We start from the raw sequence: 20,402 nt of genomic DNA, 5'->3' as shown, positions 1-20,402 counted from the left end.
AAGCGCTGTCATGCGTGATATTCTCGACCAACTCTTCGAGGTGCTGGAGCAGCGCCGAGCCGCCGATCCCGACGAATCCTACGTTTCCGCCTTGCATCACAAGGGGCTGAACAAGATACTCGAGAAGATCGGCGAGGAAGCCACCGAGACACTGCTGGCTGCCAAGGATGCCGAGGCCGGCGGTGAGGCAGAGCGACAGGCACTGGTCGCCGAGACCGCCGACCTGTGGTTTCATAGCCTGGTGATGCTGTCGCATCTCGGACTCGACCACCAGGACGTGCTCGATGAACTGGCCCGACGCTTCGGCATTTCCGGGCACGAAGAAAAGGCTGCAAGGTCCAAGTAACCAGGTGTTCCGGATCGACCGGAGACCCGACTCAGAGGAAACTTCCATGTTAGGTGGCATCAGTATCTGGCAACTGCTGATCGTACTCGGCATCATCATCCTGATTTTCGGCACCAAGAAGCTGCGCAACGTCGGCACCGACCTGGGTGGCGCGGTGAAAGGCTTCAAGCAGGCCGTCAATGAGGAAGAGAAGGACGACAAGGACAAGGCACAGGCCAAGGTCGCCCATGACGAGCAGCCCAACACCTATGACGTTCGCGCCGAAGAGAAGGCGGCGGCGGACAAGGTGGATAATCAGGAAGAGCGCAAATAAGCCCTCATGTTTGATATCGGCTTTCTCGAACTCCTGATCCTCGGGGTCGTGGGCCTGCTTGTACTGGGCCCGGAGCGCTTGCCCAAGGCGGCGCGCACCGTCGGGCTGTGGGTGGGCAAGATCAAGCGCACCGTCTCGAGCATGCAGCGGGAGATCAGCTCGCAGCTCGAGGCGGAAGAGCTGCGTCAGAAGCTCAAGGAGCAGCAGTCGAAGCTCGATGAGAGCCTCGACAGGGCCAAGCGCGACGTGGAGAGTATCGCCAAGCCCTACACCTCCTCGACACCCAGCCGACACAGCGACGAAAGAGCCGAGCCTGACAGCACCGCTGACGACGCTCCGCCGCGACCTGCCGCTGCCCGGCTCGACGACGCCCTGGCCAGCGCCCAGCAACCCGATGAGCCGACCTCGAGCGAGCGCCCCTCTCCTCCCGACGATGACAAGAAGGATGCCGCTTCCCGATGAGCGACTCCGGTGACAAGCAGGATCTCGGCCAGGCTCCCTTGATCGAACACCTCATTGAACTGCGATCGCGACTGCTGCGCGCGGTCGTCGCGATCCTGGTGATCTTCCTCGGGCTCTACCCCTTCGCCAACGAGATCTACACCTTCGTGGCCCAGCCGCTGATGGCGCTGCTGCCGGAAGGCTCCCAGATGATCGCCACCGAGGTGGCTTCACCCTTTCTCGCCCCCTTCAAGCTGACCCTGGTGGTGGCCGTGTTCGTGGCCATCCCCTACGTGCTTCACCAGGCCTGGGCCTTCGTCGCGCCGGGGCTCTACGATAATGAAAAGGCCCTGGCCCTGCCGATACTGGCCTCCAGCGTCGGCCTCTTCTACGCCGGTGCGGCCTTCGCCTACTATGCGGTGTTCCCGCTGCTGTTCCAGTTCTTCACCCAGACCGGGCCGGAGAACGTGGCGGTGATGACCGACATCAACCAGTACCTGAACTTCGTACTCAAGCTGTTCTTCGCCTTCGGCGTGGCCTTCGAGATTCCCATCGCCACCTTCCTGCTGATCGCCTCCGGCGCCACCACCGTGGAGAGCCTGTCGAAGAAACGCCCCTATGTGATCCTGGGCTGCTTCGTGGTCGGCATGCTGCTGACACCGCCGGACGTGATCTCCCAAAGCCTGCTGGCGGTGCCCATGTACCTGCTCTACGAGGTGGGGATCCTGTTCGGCCGCCTGGTCCGCCACCGCCGGCGCAAGACCTCCGAGACGAACGACGAAACCCCAGAGCGGGACGAACCCTGAGCGGCATTGCACAGCGAACAGCTAGGCAGCGAAACCGAGACACATTCTGCATAAAAATGCCCCCACTCGAGTGAATCGGGCGGGGGCATTTTTCTGTGTCGCCAGAGGCTAGAGATCCATCATCTCGTCGATACGATCGACCAGCTTGAAGATGCCGGTAGCGGCCTCGCTGATACGGGTCGCCAGCATATAGGCCGGCGTGGTGACGACGCGGTTCTCGAAGTCGACCACGATATCCTCGACGCCACAGCTGCGGTGCAGCCCCCCCATGGCACTGATGCCGCCGGAAATACCCGGGTCGTGCCCGATCGTCACGGCGATCCCGGGGCCCAGTAGCTTCGGCACCAGGGCGGGCGCGATACACATCAGGCCGATGGGCTTGCGCGCCTCATGAAACGGCGCAATGGCGTCGATGAGGTCCTCATGGACTTCCATATCGTTACCCGCCCAGGCGAAGTTGGACAGGTTCTTGGCCGCCCCGAAACCGCCGGGCAGGATCACGGCGTCGAACTCGGCCGCGTCGAGATCCTCGAGTGGGCTGATGTCACCGCGCGCCAACCGCGCCGACTCCGTCAGCACGTTGCGCAGCTCACCTTCGACAACCTCGTTGCTGCGATGATCGATGACATGATGCTGCTCGATGTCCGGCGCGAAGCAGCGATAGCCGATACCCAGCTGGTCCAGCCGCAGCAGGGTCAGGGTGGTCTCGTAGATCTCCGAGCCATCCTGCACGCCGCAGCCCGACAGGATGACCGCCACCTGTTTGCTCATGCCTTTCTCCTTGTAATGAAAGCCCCTTGAATGAAGGGCTCTGCCTGAAATGGTGAAGCCAACACTTTAGAGAGTCGCACGGGGTGCGACAAGCCGCAGCTTTCGGTAGCGGGTTGCACTGATATACTCATGGGCATCGACACGGGGTCGCCAGGGCCCCACAGCCGGAGAAGAGCCTTGAGCTTCATGACCACACGCCAGTTTCCCGCCACCCGCATGCGCCGCATGCGCCGTGACGACTTCTCGCGCCGCCTGATGCGGGAATCGACCCTGACGCCCGCCGACCTGATCTGGCCAGTGTTCGTGCTCGATGGCGAGCAGCGCCGCGAAGCCGTTCCCTCGATGCCCGGCGTCGAGCGCCTGTCGCTGGACCTGCTGATCGAGGAGGCCCGGGAAGCCCATCAACTGGGCATTCCTGCCATCGCCCTGTTCCCCGTGGTGGACCAGTCGCTGAAGAGCGAGCTGGCCGAAGAGGCCTACAGCTCCAGCGGCCTGGTGCAGCGCAGCGTCCGGGCGCTGAAGGAGGCCATTCCCGAGCTCGGCATCATCACCGACGTGGCCCTCGACCCCTATACCAGCCACGGCCAGGACGGCATCATCGACGCCAGCGGCTATGTCCTCAACGACCGCACCGTGGAGACCCTGCTCAAGCAGGCGCTCTCCCATGCCGAGGCCGGGGCCGACGTGGTGGCACCCTCCGACATGATGGATGGCCGCATCGGCGAGATCCGCCAGGTACTCGAGCAGGAGCACCTGCACAACGTCCGCATCATGGCCTACAGCGCCAAGTACGCTTCCCACTACTACGGCCCCTTCCGCGATGCCGTGGGCTCCGCTGCCAACCTGGGGAAGGCGGACAAGCGCACCTACCAGATGGACCCGGCCAACGGCGACGAGGCGCTGCACGAAGTGGCCCTCGACCTGGCCGAGGGGGCCGACATGGTGATGGTCAAGCCGGGCATGCCCTATCTGGACGTGGTGCGGCGCATCAAGGACGAGCTCAAGGTGCCCACCTACGCCTATCAGGTGAGCGGCGAGTACGCCATGCACATGGCCGCCTTCGACAACGGCTGGCTGTCGGCCGACGAGGTGATCCTCGAGTCTCTGATGTGCTTCAAGCGAGCCGGTGCCGACGGCATCCTCACCTACTTCGCCAAGCGCGCGGCCCGGCTGCTGGCAGAAGGCTAACTACGCTTGAAGGCGGCCAGGTCGTGGGGGTCGAACCCCTCTACCCGCTCGGCCAGGCCCCGCTCTTGGCGCAGCCCCCTGATCTTCTGCCGCTCGGCGATGAGTTCGGCATCGTCATCCATGGTGCGGCCGTTGAGCTCGGCCAGCTGCACCATGCCCTGGTGGTAGAAGGTCATCAGGTCGAGTGCCACGTCATTGCCCAGCGCCGCCTCGCGACGCAGGGTGGAAAGATAGCCGCTGACCCGGGAAAGGTGGTGCTTGAGCTGCCATACGTAACGCATCTCGGTCATCCAGGGGCGCTCGCGAAGCACGGCGAAGGTCAGGCTGGTGACGATCAGGCCCAGCAACACCCCAAGCCCGTTGAGCCAGAGGCTGGAACCGAAAGTGGTGGTCAGTAGCTGGGAGAGCACCAGCCCGAAGACGACCAGCTGGGCGGCCATGGCCACGCTGATCAGCCGCGCCTTGCGACGGTAGGTTTCCGGGTCATGGTGCTCGAAACGGAACGGCATCGGTGCCTCCTCTGCTTGGCTCGCGGCGGGAAAGTACGGGATTATCCCGTCATTCACCGCCACGGTACAGGCAAAGAGGCCATGTCGGCATGGCCAGCCAGCCGGATCAGGCCGAGCGAAGCTGTTCCGCTGCCTCCAGCAGCAGCGCCTCGGTGGCTTCCCAGCCCAGGCAGGCGTCGGTCACCGACACGCCGTAGCGCATGGTAGCGGGCTCGAGGGCTTGGCGCCCCTCCTCCAGGTGGCTCTCCAGCATCAGCCCCATCAGCGAGGTCTCGCCGGCCAGGCGCTGGGCCAGCACGTCGCGCAGCACCTCGCCCTGGCGGCGATGGTCCTTGCAGGCATTGGCATGGCTGCAGTCGACCATCAGGCGAGGCGCCAGTCCGGCGACTTCCAGTGCCTGGCGACAGGCGCGCACCGAGTCGGCGTCGTGGTTGGGGCCGTCATGGCCGCCGCGCAGCACCAGGTGAGTGTGGGGGTTGCCCGCGGTTTCCCGCATCACGGGGCGACCATCGGCGGCAAGGCCGAAGTGCTGGTGGGGATGCGCCGCCGCCTGCATGGCGTCCAGGGCGACCTTGACGTCGCCGCTGGTGGCATTCTTGAAGCCCACCGCCGCGTCCAGGCCACTGGCCAGCTCTCGATGCAGCTGGGATTCGGTGGTGCGCGCGCCGATGGCAACCCAGGCCAGCAGATCTTCCAGGTAGGGCGCAAGCATCGGCTGCAGCAGTTCGGTGGCCACCGGCAGGCCAAGGGAGGCGATATCGCGCATCAGCTGGCGCGACAGCCGAAGGCCGAGGGCCATGTCGCCACTGCCGTCGAGGCCGGGATCATAGGCAAGCCCCTTCCAGCCCACCGTAGTGCGCGGTTTCTCCACGTAGACACGCATCACCGGCAGCAGGCGATCCGACACCCTGGGTGCCAGCTCGGCCAGGCGTTGCGCGTACTCCAGCGCCGCCACGGGGTCGTGGATCGAGCAGGGGCCCACCACGACCAGCAATCGGTCGTCACGGCCCTCCAGGATATCGTGGACGGCCTGGCGTTGGGCCTGAAGCCGCTCGGCCAGCAGCGGGTCCAGCGGGAGGCTGCGACGCAGTTCGACGGGTGTCGGTAGCGTCATCTCGGTTCGGTTCGTGTCGGCGGCGACATCGAGATCGGCAAGGTTGTCGGGCAGGCGCTCGGCAAGGGTTGTATGGGCATTCATGGTGGTCAACTCCGTGAGATCGGCAAACATCGTGTCGCGTCCGTGCCACCCGAGATCTCACGGTCGGAGGTGGCGCACTGACCCGACCGCGTAGCGCTAAATCGCCAGCCATAGCCCCAGCCATGATAATCCTGGCGGTTCCGGGCGTAGGCGGCAAAGGCGCTGTAGCGTGCGGTCATGGTGCGTCTCCTCTCATTGCTGCGTTGCAAAAGGCTGCGTTGCAAAGATAGTGTTCGGGGCTGCATAACGCAAAACCCCCGGGCGGGTTGCCGACCGGGGGTTTCTGGTGGGAGGCAACCCGGTTAGGGTGTGCCTTCGCGGCGGTGTCCTAGGACCCGGCCGCCGGCACACCGGCGCTAAACCAGTACCAATACTGACCACCGAACTGACCACCGCAACCACGCGACTCCACCGCGCCGGGGGCGCGGCTGAAGGAGCTGCAGGTCTGAGTAGGGCTCGGTGTCATGGTTGTCTCCCTGGATTCTGCTTTCATCGTGCCGCATCGCGGCAACCTTGGCAAGCCCGGAATCAGGCGGCCACGGCGCGTAACACGCCGATGATCAGCGGCAACAGGTTCAGCGCCAGTACTGCCAGCAGGGCAAGAAACCACAGCGGACCACTCTCGTCGTGATACTCCTTGAGGGGGGCCATACTCGTCTCCTTTCCGTCAGCGGGTTCGTCATGCCGCTGCTGACCTTCGATCGGCAAGGCAGCGTGCCTGTGACTGACAGTCTAGCGGAGATGGCGACCACCATCGAGAGGCAGGGTGATCCCGGTCACATAGCGATTGTCGAGCAGGTAGCGCAGGCTCTGATAGAACACCCCCGGGCCCGGCACCATACCCATGGCCGACTTGGCCCGCGCCCTCTCGATGTAGGCTTCATCGTCGCCCTCATTGAGCATGATCAGGGCTGGAGCGATGCCGTTGACCTGGATCGACGGGGCGTACATGGCCGCGAACGACAGCGTCAGGCTCTCCAGCCCCGCCTTGGTCGCGGCATAGGCGGCGTGCTTCCTCGACCCCTTCTGCACGACGTAGTCGGTGATATGTACGATATCGCGCTGGGGCTCCCCGCAGGCGTCCAGCAGCTCACGGCAGTGCAGGTTGACCAGGTAGGGCGCCTGCATATGAATGCGGAACAGCCGCTCGAAGGTCGCCCCCGCCTGATCGCCGGCGGAGTCCGGCGCCCAATCGCTGGCATTGTGCACGATGGCCCTTAGCGACGATGTCTCGCTCTTGAGGCGAGCGATAAAGTCGAGGATACCCGCTTCGGTGGAGAAGTCCGCCTCGAGGGTCACGATACCCCGCTCGCGCAGGGCCGCCAGCGCCTCGCGTTCACGGCGATAGCTGATGATCACGGGATGCCCGTCCTCGGCCAGCCGTTCGGCACAGTGACGCCCCAGGCGCTGCGCGCCGCCGGTGATCAGGATCGGCGAGGCGCTCACCGACCGCCCTCCCGCCTGAGCACGCCGGCCGTAGGCACCAGCGGTTGGCGCGGCGCATAGGCGAAGACATCGGAGAAGACCCGGGAGGCAGTGAGCCCCAGCGAGGCCAGTACATCGACGCAGGCGTAGACCATGCCCGGCGATCCGGAGAGGTAGACGTCATGGCCGGAGATATCGTCGAGCCCCTCCGCCAGCGCCTGGTCGATGCGTCCCCGGTGCCCCTGGATGCGCTCGCCGGCTACCGACGTCTCCGGCGCCACCTCGGTGACCACATGGAAGCGGACATTCTCGTGGCTCTCGGCCCACTCCCACGGCAGGCTCTCGAGATAGAGGTCACGCCGCTCCCGCGCCGCCCACCAGAGGTCGATGGGTCGCTCCGGGGACTCGTGCAGCGAGGCCTCGACGATGGCTTTCATCTGGGCGAATCCGGTACCCGCGGCAATCAGCAACAGCGGCCGCTGGCTGGTGCTGTCCAGCACGCAGTCGCCCCCCGGCATGCGCAGGGTCAGGTGCCGGGCAACCACGACCAGGTCGCGCAGGCGCTCGGAGTTCTCCCGCTCGGGCCAGTGCTGGATATGCAGTTCGAGGGTGCCGTCACCGCCATGGGCGTTGGCAATGGAGAACGGCACCCAGGTGTCATCGTCGAGCGCCAGCTCGAGGTACTGGCCGGGGTCATGGGCCATGGCCTCGGGGCGCCCCTCCAGCCGGACGCGGAACACGTCGGGAGTGAGATCCTCCACTGCCGTCACCTGGCAGGTCAGAGTCCTTGCCGTCATGAATGCCTCTTGTCATCAGGGTTGGAAGGCAGCGCGATGCCCAGTTCGTTCCAGCGTTCGCTGACGCGGGCCTTGACGGCCTCGTCCATGACGATGGGCGTGCCCCACTCTCTATCGGTTTCGCCGGGCCACTTGGCGGTGGCGTCCAGCCCCATCTTCGATCCCAGCCCCGCCACCGGGGAGGCGAAGTCGAGGTAGTCGATGGGCGTATTCTCCACCAGCACGGTGTCCCGGGCCGGGTCCATCCGCGTGGTGATGGCCCAGATCACGTCCTTCCAGTCCCGGGCGCTGACGTCGTCGTCGAGCACCACCACGAACTTGGTGTACATGAACTGGCGCAGGAAGCTCCACACCCCCATCATCACCCGCTTGGCGTGACCCGGGTACTGCTTCTTCATGGTCACCACCGCCATGCGGTAGGAGCAGCCCTCCGGAGGGAGATAGAAGTCGGTAATTTCGGAAAACTGCTTGCGCAGGATCGGCACGAAGACCTCGTTGAGCGCCACGCCCAGTATCGCCGGCTCGTCCGGCGGCCGTCCGGTGTAGGTCGAATGGTAGATGGCGTCTTTCCGCATGGTCATGCGCGTGACCGTGAAGACCGGGAATTCGTCGACCTCGTTGTAGTAGCCGGTGTGATCGCCGTAGGGGCCTTCCGGCGCGGTGTCATCCGGGTAGATGAAGCCCTCCAGAATGATCTCCGCCGAGGCCGGCACCTGCAGGTCGGCGTGCCCGCACTTGACCAGCTCGGTGCGCGAGCCCCTCAGGAGTCCGGCGAAGGCGTATTCGGAGAGCGAGTCGGGCACCGGGGTGACCGCACCCAGGATGGTGGCCGGGTCGGCGCCCAGCGCCACCGCCACCGGGAAGGGCTCGCCGGGGTTCGTCTGCTGGAACTCCTGGAAGTCGAGCGCGCCCCCCCGGTGTGACAGCCAGCGCATGATCAGTCGGTTGCGGGAGAGCTTCTGCTGGCGGTAGATGCCCAGGTTCTGGCGCTTCTTGTGCGGCCCGCGGGTGACCACCAGCGGCCAGGTCACCAGGGGGGCGACATCGCCTGGCCAGCAGTGCTGGATCGGCAGCCGACCGAGATCGACGTCGTCGCCCTCATAGACGAGCGCCTGGACCGGGGCCGAACGCACCGTCTTCGGCCCCATGCTCATGACCTGCTTGAAGATCGGCAGCTTGTCCCAGGCGTCACGCATGCCCTTGGGCGGGTCGGGCTCCTTGAGGAAGGCGAGCAGCTTGCCCACCTCGCGCAGCGCCTCGACGCTGTCCTGACCCATGCCCAGGGCGACCCGCTTCGGCGTGCCGAACAGGTTGCCGAGCAGCGGCATGTCGTGACCCTTGACGTTCTCGAACAGCAGCGCCGGGCCACCGGCGCGCAGGGTGCGGTCGCAGATCTCGGTGATTTCCAGGTAGGGGTCGACCTCGGCCGAGACTCGCACCAGCTCGCCCTGCGCCTCCAGCGCGGCGATAAAATCCCGTAGATCCTTGTATTTCATGAACCAATCCTATCCCGTTTCCCGAACGACGAAAGGGGCAGCATAGCATGCCGCCCCTTTTCGCACCGCCGATCCCGCTTAGCGGCGTTTCATTGCTTCGAAGAACTCGAGGTTAGTCTTCGTATCCTTGAGTCGGTCGATCAGGAACTCGGTAGCCGCGGTATCTTCCATCGGGTTGAGTAGCTTGCGCAGGATCCACATGCGTTGCATCTCGTCCTCGGAGGCGATCAGGTCCTCGCGGCGGGTGCCGGAACGGCGAATGTTGATTGCCGGGTAGACGCGACGCTCGGCCAGCTTGCGGTCCAGGTGGGCTTCCATGTTGCCGGTGCCCTTGAACTCCTCGAAGATCACCTCGTCCATCTTGGAGCCGGTATCCACCAGCGCCGTGGCGATGATGGTCAGGCTGCCGCCCTCCTCGATGTTACGCGCGGCGCCGAAGAAGCGCTTGGGCTTCTCCAGGGCGTGGGCGTCGACACCGCCGGTGAGCACCTTGCCGGAGCTGGGCACCACGGTGTTGTAGGCGCGCGCCAGGCGGGTGATGGAGTCGAGCAGGATCACCACGTCCTTCTTGTGCTCCACCAGGCGCTTGGCCTTCTCGATGACCATCTCGGCGACCTGGACGTGACGGGCCGGCGGCTCGTCGAAGGTCGAAGCGACCACTTCGCCGCGCACCGTGCGCGACATCTCGGTCACTTCCTCGGGGCGCTCGTCGATCAACAGCACGATCAGGTGGCAGTCGGGATCGTTACGCGTGATCGAGGTGGCGATGTTCTGCAGCATCAGCGTCTTGCCCGCCTTGGGCGGCGAGACGATCAGGCCACGCTGGCCCTTGCCGATGGGCGCGGTGAGATCGATGATGCGCGACGTCAGATCCTCGGTGGAGCCGTTGCCGATCTCCATGCGCAGCCGCTCGTTGGGGAACAGTGGCGTGAGGTTCTCGAACAGGATCTTGTGCTTGGCGTTTTCCGGCTTGTCGAAGTTGATCTGGCTGACCTTGAGCAGCGCGAAGTAGCGCTCCCCTTCCTTCGGCGGCCGAATCTTGCCGGAAATGGAATCGCCCTTGCGCAGGTTGAAGCGACGGATCTGCGACGGCGAAACATAGATGTCGTCGGGGCCGGCCAGGTAGGAGCTGTCGGCGCTGCGCAGGAAGCCGAAGCCGTCCTGCAGGATTTCGAGCACCCCATCGCCGTAGATATCCTCGCCGCTCTTGGCGTGCTTCTTGAGGATGGCGAAGATGATGTCCTGCTTGCGCGAGCGAGCCAGGTTGTCGATGCCCATTTCGCGGGCAAGCTCCAGGAGCTCCGGGACGGTCTTTTGCTTGAGTTCGGTAAGATTCATCGGTGTGTTCGGAAGTTGCTCATGTCAGCGTGGCGGCACGGCGCCGTGAATGTGACGGGGGATAAAACGGTACGCCGCTTGGGTGCGTTCAGAGCCTGGGAAGGCTTCCACTCGCAGGTGATGACCGGCAAATCAGGACCTAACTTCATGCACTAACCAGCACTAGAAGGGGTCGCCGGAACGGTATCGTGTTCGAGGGAGCAGCGCTGTTGTCGCCTGGACTGTAATCGCCTGGGCGTCTTCGAGTGCCACCATGCCTTTCGGGCACATGATGACGAGCGACAAAAGGGGCTGTCTGACGACTTGATGTTGACCGCGACGCGGACGTCGTGTCTCGGTCGGAAAGCATTCGGAACAGGCGAACGACTCGATGTTAGTCAAGGGCGGCGACGAACGCAAGTCCATAAACCGACTCATCCTGCTAATTGACACGACAGGGGAGTCACCGCAACCTTGGACTCTCTGCCATCAGGATGACTCGATGACTCAGCCATTGGACCGGCATCGCCCCGAAACACCGCTCGCAGCCACCGCGCCCCTTCCGCGGCTGGCCGCGATCGACCTGGGCTCCAACAGCTTTCACCTGCTGGTCGCCGATTTCCAGGAGGGCCGGCTGCAGGCCGTGTCACGCCTGGGCGAAAAGGTCCAGCTCGCCGCCGGCCTCGACCAGGCCAATCGATTGAGCGAGGAGGCGATAGAGCGTGCACTGCGCTGCCTGGCTCGCTTCGTTCCACTGCTGGGCGACATCGCACCCGGCCGCCTGCGGGTCGTGGGCACCAGCGCACTGCGCACGGCACGCAACCGCCAGGCCTTCGTCGAGCGCGCGGAGTCACTGCTCGGCTGTCGCATCGAGATCATCGACGGCCGTGAGGAAGCGCGCCTGATCTACCTGGGCGCGGCGCATGCCCTGGCCGAGAACGGCAAGCGCCTGATCATCGATATCGGCGGCGGCTCCACCGAGTTTGCCATCGGCGAGAACTTCGCGCCGCTGCACCTGGAGAGCCTGGACATCGGCTGTGTGACCTTCACCCAGCGCCATTTTTCGGACGGCTCTCTCTGTGAAGCCAGCATGAGTCGAGCCGAGCAGGCCGCCAGGGTAGCCTGCAGCCGAGTCAGCCGCGCCTACCAGGCCTTCGGCTGGACCGACCCGGTCGGCTCCAGCGGCACCATCAAGGCCGTCGCCTCGGTCCTGGCGGCAAGCGACGAGAGCACTGGAGAAGCCACCATTACCCGTCAGGGACTTCTCGCTCTGCGCCAGCGGCTGATCGCCTGTGGACATCTGGACAACGTCGCCATGGAGGGGCTCAAGCTCGACAGGGCGCGCATCTTTCCCGCTGGCGTGGCCATTCTTGGCGCCATCTTCGAGACCTTCGGCCTCACCCGGCTGCGTTACGCCGATGGCGCCCTGCGGGAGGGGGTGCTCTACGACATGGTGGAGCGCGGCGGCGAGTTCGCCAGCAATGGCGACTGAGCCAGCCTCATTCAGAGCCTGAGTCGGCTTCCCAGCCCTCCGCCACGACCAGCCAGCGCCCCTGCTCCGGCAACAGCACCGCCACCACCGCATCGCCGTGCCATGCCACCAGCAGCCGCTCACGCTCCCAGGGAGGAAGATCGGCTTCCTGTAGCAGGCGCTTCAGATCCCGCGAACCACGCCCCATCAGGCGCAGGCGCTCACCGCCCTGGCGCAGCGTGAGCCGAAGCGCAGCCGGCCCTCCCTCACGGCGCCGCAGCGCCAGGGCCCAGCGCTCCAGGGGGGGCGGCAGGGGCGACAGTCCGTCCCAATCGACCCTCCATCCCGCCGGCAGAAAGCCGCCCGGGCTGCGCAGGTAGAGGCGCTCCCGCCAGATCCGTGCCTCACCGTTCGGCCAATCGACTCGTACCCGAGCATCGCGCCGTGCCGACAGCTGCGCCATAAGGGCGGCGAGGCGCGCCTCGGGAGGCGTGGGCAGCGACAGGCAGCGGCAGGCGTGACGAATCAGCAGCCGCTGGCGGGGGGGCGACAAGGCCCTGACGGCCGTCACCGAGAGCTGCCCGGGATCTCCCCCCAGGTGCTGGAGGTCCAGGGCGGCCAGTTCGTCGAGCAGCGCATCGGCCTCCCCGGCTTGCCTTGCCGCGCTCGCCAGCGCCTCGCCGGCATGAGGCCAGCGCGACTGCAGCAGCGGCAGCACGCTGCGGCGCAGGAAGTTGCGATCGAGTGACTCGTCGGCGTTGGAGGGATCCTCCATCCAGCGCAGCCCGATCCGCTGGGCCTCGGCTTCGAGTTCGCCACGTGAACGCGTCAGCAGGGGGCGCACCAGGCACCTTCCCTGCCACTCGCGGCCTGGCGGCATTCCCGCCAGGCCGCGCACGCCGCTGCCACGCAGGGCAGCGAGCAGGAAGGTCTCGGCCTGGTCGTCGCGGTGCTGGGCGAGCCACAGGGCCTCGCCGCAGGCGACCCGGCGCTGGAAGGCCGAATAGCGGGCCTGGCGGGCCGCCCCTTCCAGCCCCAGCCCCCCCGACAGCGAGACGTCAACTCGCTCGACGAACAGCGGCACCCCGAGACGGGAGCAGAGCCGCCGGCAGTGGGCCTCGAAGTCATCGGCGCCAGCCTGCAGGCCATGATGCACGTGGAGCGCGTAGAGCGGGCGGGGATAGCGCCGAATGGCATGCGCCGCCAGGGTCAGCAGCAGCGAGGAGTCCAGTCCGCCGGAAAGCGCTACCCATACGACACGCCCCGGCGGGGTCTCCGCCAGGGCGTCATCGATCAGGGTTTGCAGGGACATGGTCAAAACCTCCAAGCCAACGGGCCCGCTTCGAGCGAAGGTCAGGCTAGGCGGAGAAGACCGAGAAAGCGCAGTTTACAAGGGGGTAAATGAGCATTTCGAGGTCTTCTCCAACAACGCCTGACCGAGCGCAGAAAGGGCCGTTAAGCAGGGGCGCCATAGCTCATCAGGCGCTCATACCGGCGCTCGAGGAGGGCCTCGGTATCCATGGCCTCCAGGCGGTCGAGACTCGCCAGCAGCGCCGTCTTGACCCGCTCGGCGGTATCGACCGGATGCCGATGGGCGCCGCCCAGCGGCTCGGGAATCAGCGTGTCGACGAAGCCCAGCTCCTTGAGCCGCTCGGCGGTGATGCCCATGGCCTGGGCGGCGTCGGAGGCCTTCTCGGCGCTCTTCCACAGGATCGAGGCGCAACCCTCCGGCGAGATCACCGCATAGGTGGAGTACTGCAGCATGGCCAGCTCGTCGCAGACGCCGATGGCCAGCGCCCCGCCGGAGCCGCCCTCGCCCACCACGGTGGCGAGAATCGGCGTCTTGAGACGCGACATCACCGCCAGGTTGTAGGCGATGGCTTCCGACTGGCCGCGCTCCTCGGCATCGATACCGGGGTAGGCACCGGGCGTGTCGATGAAGGTCAGCACCGGCATCTTGAAGCGCTCGGCCATCTCCATCAGCCGGCACGCCTTGCGGTAGCCCTCGGGACGCGGCATGCCGAAGTTGCGGCGCACCTTCTCCTTCACCTCGCGCCCCTTCTGGTGGCCGATGACCATGACCGGACGGTCGTCCAGGCGCGCCACCCCGCCGACGATGGCCGGGTCGTCGGCAAAGCGACGGTCGCCATGCAGCTCATCGAAGTCGGTGAAGATGTGCTCGAGGTAGTCCAGGGTGTAGGGGCGCTGCGGATGGCGCGAAAGCTGCGACACCTGCCAGGGGCTCAGGCCCTTGAAGATCGACTCGGTGAGCTTGCGGCTCTTCTCTTCGAGTCGACTGACCTCGTCACTGAGGCTGACCTGACTGTCGTTGCCGACCAGGCGCAGTTCTTCGATCTTGGCCTGAAGCTCGGCGATGGGCTGTTCGAAATCGAGATAGTTGGGATTCATAGTGGCTAAGCCGCCTTGTCATTGCTGTCGCCGGGGTACATTGACCGCTTCTTGCCCCGGAAGCCATAAATTCGAGTGTCGGCATTATCGCACCCTGACGAAGTCGCGCAAGGCGTGAAAACGCGGCTTTTCCGGCGACAGGTCTATGCGGAGGCGCTGTGAACCCGTCCCTGGGCGCTACCTTTTCCATCCCTGGAAAAGGACCTCCGCTTCGACCTGTCCCCGGCGCCGCTCGCGGCGCGGGCAGTCCAGAGCCTAGTGATACTTCAGCCCCGTCGCCATCGCCCTTCGCCCTTCGCCCCTCACCCCTCGCTGGAAGGCGCAAGGCGATGCCTAGCGGTACTTCAACCGCACGCCGTCCTGCCCTTGCACCTCGCGCAGCGCGATCAGCAGTTCGTCGCAGGGCGCTACCCGCCACTGCTCGTCCAGCTCCAGCCAGCCGACGGCCTCGCCGTTGCGATAACGCAGCCGGACCGGCAGCCCGCTCGCGTCGCAGTGGGGCGAGAGGCTGTCGCGGAGGTTGTCGACCAGCCGCCCGTTGACCCGGTCGCCGTCGAGGGAGAGCTCCACGGCCTCGCCGTAGCGGCTGCGCGCCGCCACCATGGGGGTGATCTCCTTGCCGCGCAGGCGCAGCCCGCCGGAGTAGTCGTCGCTGGAGACCTCCCCCTCGACGATCAATACCTGCTCGGTGTCGAGCTGGCCACGCAGCGCCTCGAACATCTCACCGAACAGCGACGCCTCGATGCGTCCGGTGCGGTCGTCGAGGGTGAGAAAGGCCATGGTGTCGCCGCGCTTGGACTTCATGGTGCGCATCCCCACCACCAGGCCGGCGACCCGCTGCGGCTCGCGCGAGGGCTTGAGGTCGCTGATACGCGTCGAGACGAAGCGCTTGAGTTCCTGTTCGTATTCGTCGATGGGGTGACCCGTGAGGTAGAGCCCCAGCGTCTCCTTCTCGCCGGCCAGGCGCTCCTTGTCGGTCCACTCACGGGCCTGACGATAGGCCTCGTAGGGGTCCACCTCCGCCTCGTCGGCGAAGGCCTCGCCGAACATGTCGATCATGCCCAGGTTCTGGTTGGCCTGGGTCTGGGCCGCGGCCTTGAGCGCGGCCTCCATCGCCGCGCTGAGCACCGCGCGATTGGGGCCGAGGTTGTCCAGCGCCCCGGAGCGGATCAGCGCCTCCAGGGTACGCTTGTTCATGCGCCGGGGGTCGACCCGGCGGCAGAAATCGAACAGGTCGCTGAAGGGGCCGCCGGCCTCGCGGGCCTCGACGATGGCACCGATGGGCCCCTCGCCCACGCCGCGGATGGCGCCCAGGCCGTAGACCACCCGCGCCTCGATATCGACGGTGAACTTGTAGCCGCCGACGTTGACGTCCGGCGGGGTCACGGTCAGCCCCAGGTGGCGGCACTCCTCGATCAGCGGCACCACCTTGTCGAGGTTGTCCATTTCGGTGGACATCACCGCCGCCATGAAGGGGCCGGGGTAGTGTGACTTGAGCCAGGCGGTCTGGTAGGAGACCAGGCCGTAGGCCGCCGAGTGCGACTTGTTGAAGCCGTAGCCGGCGAATTTCTCCACCAGGTCGAAGATATTGCCCGCGAGCTCCTTGTCGATGCCGTTGGCGGCACAGCCCTCCATGAAGCCGGCACGCTGCTTGGCCATCTCCTCCGGCTTCTTCTTGCCCATGGCCCGGCGCAGCATGTCGGCCTGTCCCAGGCTGTACCCTGCCAGCACCTGGGCGATCTGCATCACCTGCTCCTGGTAGAGGATGATGCCGTAGGTGGGTTCGAGCACCGGCTTGAGCAGCTCGTGCTGGTAGTCCGGGTGGGGGTAGGAGATCTCGGCACGGCCGTGCTTGCGGTTGATGAAGTCGTCGACCATGCCCGACTGCAGGGGGCCGGGGCGGAACAGCGCCACCAGGGCGATCATGTCCTCCAGCGAGTCCGGCAGCAGGCGCTTGATGAGCTCCTTCATGCCGCGGGATTCGAGCTGGAACACCGCCGTGGTCTCGGCGCGCTTGAGCATCTCGAAGGTGGGGGCGTCATCCAGCGGGATGGTGTCGATGTTGAGCGGCCCCTGGCCGGCCGCCGCACGCACCTTGTCGACCATCTCCAGCGCCCAGTCGATGATGGTCAGGGTCCGCAGCCCCAGGAAGTCGAACTTGACCAGCCCGGCCTCCTCGATGTCGTTCTTGTCGAACTGCACGACCAGGCCGTTGCCCTCCTCGTCGCACAGCAGCGGTGCGAAGTCGGTGAGCTTGGTGGGGGCGATCACCACGCCGCCAGCGTGCTTGCCGGTGCCGCGGGTGATGCCCTCCAGCTTGATCGCCATCTCCCAGATTTCCTGGGCCTCGTCGTCGTTGTCGATGAACTCCTTCAGCGCCGGCTCGGCCTCGATGGCCTTGGCCAGGGTCATGCCGACCTCGAAGGGAATCAGCTTGGAGAGCTTGTCGCCGAGCGAGTAGGGGCGGCCCTGGGCCCGGGCCACGTCGCGCACCACCGCCTTGGCGGCCATGGTGCCGAAGGTGACGATCTGGGACACGGCGTTGCGCCCGTAGCGGTCGGCCACGTACTCGATGACCCGGTCGCGCTTCTCCATGCAGAAGTCGACGTCGAAGTCGGGCATCGAGACCCGCTCGGGGTTGAGGAAGCGCTCGAACAGCAGGTCATACTCCAGCGGGTCGAGGTCGGTGATCTTCTGGGCGTAGGCCACCAGCGAGCCGGCACCGGAGCCACGCCCCGGCCCCACCGGGACACTGTTGTCCTTGGCCCACTGGATGAAGTCCATCACGATCAGGAAGTAGCCGGGGAAACCCATCTGGATGATGATATCGAGCTCGAAATCCAGGCGCTTGCGGTAGCGGGCGTCGATCTCGGCATACTCCGCCCCGTCCCTCGGGTAACGCTCGGCCGGGAACAGGAAGTCGAGTCGCTCGGTCAGGCCATCGTGGGAGACCTTGCGGAAGAACTCGTCCTGGGTCATGCCCTCGGGAATCTCGAATTCGGGCAGGAATATCTCGCCCAGCCGCACGTCAACGCTGCAGCGCGCGGCGATCATCAGGCTGTTCTCGAGCGCGGCGGGGATATCCGAGAAGAGATCGGCCATCTCTTCGGGGCTCTTGAGGTACTGCTCCTCGGTGTAGCGCCGCTCGCGTCGCTTGTCGTCGAGCGCACGGCCCTCGCCGATGGAGACCCGGGTCTCGTGGGCCCAGAAGTCGTCGCGCTCGAGGAAACGCACGTCGTTGGTGGCCACCACCGGCGTACCCGTCTCCATGGCCAGCGCCACCGACAGATGCACACACTCCTCCTCCAGCGGCCGGCCGGTACGCACCAGCTCCAGATAGAAGCGCCCCGGGAAGGCGGCGTTCCACTCGTCCAGCAGCGCCCGGGCTTCGTCCCGGTGGTCGGAGAGCAGATGGCGGCCGATCTCACCGTCGCGGGCGCCGGACAGGGCGATCAGCCCCTCGCTCTGCTCGAGCACCCAGGCGCGGTCGAGCAGTGCCCGACCCTGCCGCTGCCCCTCCATCCAGCCACGGGATATCAGCTCGGTGAGGTTTCGGTAGCCGATGTCGTTCATGGCCAGCAGGGTCAGGCGGTAGGGGTGGCCCTCGTCGAAGGGGTTGGCCAGCCACAGGTCGGCGCCGATGATCGGCTTGAGCCCGGCACCCTGGGCACCGCGATAGAACTTGACCAGGCCGAACAGGTTGGCCTCGTCGGTGACGGCCAGGGCCGGCATACCCCGCTCGGCCGTGGCCTTGATCAGCGGCTTGAGCCGCACCAGGCCGTCGACCAGCGAGTATTCGGTGTGAACGCGAAGATGTACGAAGGGCGTGGTCATAGCGGACTCAAGATTTGGCAGCGAAAAGTGGTGCTGGTGACATTGCTCGGAGCTGATCCGGCGACAGCTCTCCGCAGGGGCGCTGTAAATACCTCCCTGTACGCTACTTTTGCCATCCATGGCAAAAGACCCCTGCTACGACCTGTCCCCGGCGCTCCTCAATATCGGAAGTACTGAACATTGGCCTAGAGCAGCGCCAGCTGGCGCCTGACCGGGCCGAAGGAGCGGCGGTGCTCCGGCAGCGGCCCCAGGCGCTCCAGGACGGCCAGGTGCTCGCGGGTCGGATAGCCCTTGTGGCGGGCGAAGCCGTAGCCGGGAAAGAGGCCGTCGAGCGCCACCATCTGCGCATCGCGCGCCACCTTGGCGAGTATCGAAGCCGCGGCAATGGCCGGGTGGCGGGCATCGCCCTTCACCACCGCCTGGCCGGGAACATGATGCCCGGGCAGGCGATTACCGTCCACCAGCAGGTACTCCGCGGCCAGCGGCAGGGCATCGATGGCCCGGCGCATGGCGAGATGGGTGGCGTGATAGATATTGAGTTCATCGATCTCGGCAACCGACGCCTCGGCCACGGCAAAGGCCAGGGCCTTTTCGCGAATCTCGTCATCCAGCCGTTCGCGGCGCTCTGCCGTGAGCTGCTTGGAGTCGGCCAGGCCGGCGATGGGCCTGGCCGGATCGAGGATCACGGCGGCGGCCACCACGGCGCCAACCAGTGGTCCACGGCCAACCTCGTCGACACCCGCCAGCAGGGTGCCCTGGTAGTCGATGGTCAGGGGTGGCAGGTCACATGGTTTCATCGCTCTGTGCGCTCTCTCGTCTCTGCCTGCTCCGGGCTCTTCACCTCTCCCACCTCTCCCGCCCGGGCACCTCCTGGCTTCGCCCCCGCCTCGGCGGCGGCGATAGCACTGGCGGGCGAGACGCTCTCGGGCAGCGCGCGCCCCTCCACCAGCGCCTCGACGGCGTCACAGGCACGACGACTGGCATCGCGCTGCAGCCCGGCATGCATCTCGGCGAAGCGCGTCTCCAGCGCCAAGCGATAGTCGTCGTCATCGAGCATCTCGCCCAGGCGTGCGGCGATGGCCGACGCACTGGCCGCTTCCTGGATCAGCTCGGGCACCAGGGTCTCGCGCGCAATCAGGTTGGGCAGCGAGATCCATTCCGTCTTGACCAGCCGCTTGGCCAGCCAGTGGGTGGCCGGTGCCATCTTGTAGGCCACCAGCATGGCGCGGTGACAGAGCATCGCCTCCAGTGCCGCGGTACCCGATGCCAGCAGCACGGCGTCGGCCGCGACCATGGCCTCCCGGGCGCGGCCGTCGAGCAGCACCACCCGGCCGGCGAGGTCGGGGCGTGCCGCCAGCAGCTCGCTCAGCTCTTCGTGCCGCTTCGGCGTCGCCGCGGGGATCACCACCTTGAGCCCGGGACGGGTTCGGCACAGCTGCTCGGCGGCGTCGAGGAAGGTGTCGCCGAGAAAGCGAATCTCGTTTGTCCGGGACCCCGGCAGCAGGGCCAGAATCGCCGCGTCCTCGTCCAGCCCCAGCGCGGCCCGGGCCGTGGCACGATCGTTGGTCAGCGGCAGCTCGTCGGCCAGCGGATGGCCGACGAAGGCCACCGGCACCCGGTGGCGGGCGTAGAAGGCGGCCTCGAAGGGCAGGAAGGTGAGCATGGCATCGACGGAGCGGGCGATACCCTTGACCCGCCCCTGGCGCCAGGCCCACACCGTGGGGCTGACATAGTGTGCGGTGGTGATGCCCGCTTCGCGCAGCTGTCGTTCCAGGCCGAGATTGAAGTCGGGGGCATCGATACCGATCATGATATCCGGCTGCCAGGCCAGGGCGTCAGACCTGAGGGAGCGGCGCACGCGGATCAGCTCGGGGAGGTGCTTGATCACCTCGACCAGCCCCATCACCGAGAGGATTTCCAGGGGAAAGCGACTCTCCATGCCTTCCCCGATCATTCCCGGCCCGCCGATACCGCGGAATTCGACGTCCGGGTGACGGGCCTTCAGGGCGCGCATCAGGCCGGTACCCAGGTTGTCGCCGGAGAGCTCACCGGCCACGATGTAGACGCGTCTTACCGTCATG

The 20,402-nt window shown here is 66.1% G+C and carries 18 protein-coding genes and 1 pseudogene; 6 read left to right on the top strand and 13 right to left on the bottom strand.

What is annotated here, in order from left to right; all coding sequences use genetic code 11:
- The first annotated feature begins 10 nt into the window (after positions 1-10).
- Genes LY622_RS12015 through tatC form a run of 4 tightly spaced genes read left to right on the top strand, consistent with a single transcriptional unit; the run spans position 11 to position 1,906 of the window.
- Positions 11-346, top strand: a complete 336-nt coding sequence (locus LY622_RS12015) for a phosphoribosyl-ATP diphosphatase (protein ID WP_234279472.1) — start codon at positions 11-13, stop codon at positions 344-346.
- 46 nt (positions 347-392) lie between these two features.
- Positions 393-659, top strand: a complete 267-nt coding sequence (gene tatA / locus LY622_RS12010; protein WP_043513931.1) for a Sec-independent protein translocase subunit TatA — start codon at positions 393-395, stop codon at positions 657-659.
- A gap of 6 nt (positions 660-665) precedes the next feature.
- The gene (tatB, locus tag LY622_RS12005; RefSeq protein WP_234291103.1) at positions 666-1,121 is read left to right on the top strand and encodes a Sec-independent protein translocase protein TatB; all 456 of its coding nucleotides are present in this window, start codon (positions 666-668) and stop codon (positions 1,119-1,121) included.
- A complete protein-coding gene (gene tatC, locus LY622_RS12000; RefSeq protein WP_234291102.1) occupies positions 1,118-1,906 on the top strand; it encodes a twin-arginine translocase subunit TatC in 789 nt (262 codons plus the stop codon). The genes tatB and tatC overlap by 4 nt, the downstream gene beginning before the upstream one ends.
- A gap of 108 nt (positions 1,907-2,014) precedes the next feature.
- Here tatC and elbB read toward each other — a convergent pair whose 3' ends face one another.
- Positions 2,015-2,677 carry an isoprenoid biosynthesis glyoxalase ElbB gene (gene elbB, locus LY622_RS11995; protein ID WP_234291101.1) on the bottom strand — a complete coding sequence of 221 codons (663 nt, stop codon included), beginning with the start codon at positions 2,675-2,677 and terminating at the stop codon, positions 2,015-2,017.
- A 186-nt stretch (positions 2,678-2,863) separates the two neighbouring features.
- On the opposite strand from elbB, the gene hemB reads away from it, so the two are divergent.
- Complete coding sequence (gene hemB, locus LY622_RS11990; protein WP_439649587.1) at positions 2,864-3,865, top strand: porphobilinogen synthase; 1,002 nt, start codon at positions 2,864-2,866, stop codon at positions 3,863-3,865.
- Here the strand turns inward: hemB and LY622_RS11985 are convergent.
- The 7 genes from LY622_RS11985 to rho all read right to left on the bottom strand — a co-directional run bounded on the left by LY622_RS11985 (position 3,862) and on the right by rho (position 10,628).
- Positions 3,862-4,374 (bottom strand): DUF3087 family protein, encoded by a 513-nt coding sequence (locus LY622_RS11985; protein WP_234291099.1) that lies wholly within the window; start codon positions 4,372-4,374, stop codon positions 3,862-3,864. The two genes, hemB and LY622_RS11985, sit on opposite strands and share 4 nt — an antisense overlap.
- 106 nt (positions 4,375-4,480) lie before the next feature.
- Positions 4,481-5,572, bottom strand: coding sequence for a 3-deoxy-7-phosphoheptulonate synthase (locus tag LY622_RS11980; protein WP_439649585.1), 1,092 nt, complete (start codon positions 5,570-5,572; stop codon positions 4,481-4,483).
- A 528-nt stretch (positions 5,573-6,100) separates the two neighbouring features.
- The gene (locus LY622_RS22480; protein ID WP_255762564.1) at positions 6,101-6,223 is read right to left on the bottom strand and encodes a hypothetical protein; all 123 of its coding nucleotides are present in this window, start codon (positions 6,221-6,223) and stop codon (positions 6,101-6,103) included.
- Positions 6,224-6,304: 81 nt separating this feature from the next.
- Positions 6,305-7,018: a dihydromonapterin reductase gene (folM, locus tag LY622_RS11975; protein ID WP_234291098.1), complete on the bottom strand. Its 714-nt coding sequence runs from the start codon at positions 7,016-7,018 to the stop codon at positions 6,305-6,307.
- Positions 7,015-7,794, bottom strand: a complete 780-nt coding sequence (locus LY622_RS11970) for an NAD(P)H-flavin reductase (RefSeq protein WP_234291097.1) — start codon at positions 7,792-7,794, stop codon at positions 7,015-7,017. The genes folM and LY622_RS11970 overlap by 4 nt, the downstream gene beginning before the upstream one ends.
- Positions 7,791-9,290: a 4-hydroxy-3-polyprenylbenzoate decarboxylase gene (ubiD, locus tag LY622_RS11965; RefSeq protein WP_234291096.1), complete on the bottom strand. Its 1,500-nt coding sequence runs from the start codon at positions 9,288-9,290 to the stop codon at positions 7,791-7,793. The genes LY622_RS11970 and ubiD overlap by 4 nt, the downstream gene beginning before the upstream one ends.
- A gap of 78 nt (positions 9,291-9,368) precedes the next feature.
- The gene (gene rho / locus LY622_RS11960; RefSeq protein ID WP_066450947.1) at positions 9,369-10,628 is read right to left on the bottom strand and encodes a transcription termination factor Rho; all 1,260 of its coding nucleotides are present in this window, start codon (positions 10,626-10,628) and stop codon (positions 9,369-9,371) included.
- A 481-nt stretch (positions 10,629-11,109) separates the two neighbouring features.
- Here rho and ppx point away from each other — a divergent pair.
- Positions 11,110-12,069 (top strand): annotated as a pseudogene (gene ppx, locus LY622_RS11955) (exopolyphosphatase); the annotation flags it as partial.
- A 37-nt stretch (positions 12,070-12,106) separates the two neighbouring features.
- On the opposite strand, the gene tilS reads toward ppx, so the two are convergent.
- From tilS to lpxB, 5 genes are all read right to left on the bottom strand, one after another.
- Positions 12,107-13,390, bottom strand: coding sequence for a tRNA lysidine(34) synthetase TilS (gene tilS, locus LY622_RS11950; protein WP_234291095.1), 1,284 nt, complete (start codon positions 13,388-13,390; stop codon positions 12,107-12,109).
- Positions 13,391-13,533: 143 nt separating this feature from the next.
- A complete protein-coding gene (gene accA / locus LY622_RS11945; RefSeq protein ID WP_234291094.1) occupies positions 13,534-14,487 on the bottom strand; it encodes an acetyl-CoA carboxylase carboxyl transferase subunit alpha in 954 nt (317 codons plus the stop codon).
- Positions 14,488-14,820: 333 nt separating this feature from the next.
- On the bottom strand, positions 14,821-18,321 hold the full coding sequence (gene dnaE, locus LY622_RS11940) for a DNA polymerase III subunit alpha (protein ID WP_234291093.1): 3,501 nt from the start codon (positions 18,319-18,321) through the stop codon (positions 14,821-14,823).
- Positions 18,322-18,506: 185 nt separating this feature from the next.
- The gene (rnhB, locus tag LY622_RS11935; protein ID WP_234291092.1) at positions 18,507-19,118 is read right to left on the bottom strand and encodes a ribonuclease HII; all 612 of its coding nucleotides are present in this window, start codon (positions 19,116-19,118) and stop codon (positions 18,507-18,509) included.
- Positions 19,115-20,401, bottom strand: a complete 1,287-nt coding sequence (gene lpxB, locus LY622_RS11930; RefSeq protein WP_234291091.1) for a lipid-A-disaccharide synthase — start codon at positions 20,399-20,401, stop codon at positions 19,115-19,117. Before lpxB ends, rnhB begins: the two co-directional genes overlap by 4 nt.
- Position 20,402 lies beyond the last annotated feature (1 nt).

The sequence above is a fragment of the Halomonas alkalisoli genome (assembly GCF_021412585.1).
Taxonomy (GTDB): Bacteria; Pseudomonadota; Gammaproteobacteria; order Pseudomonadales; family Halomonadaceae; genus Halomonas; species Halomonas alkalisoli.
The sequence above is the reverse complement of the archived record's forward strand: the minus strand, read 5'-3'. Positions and strand labels throughout refer to the sequence as shown.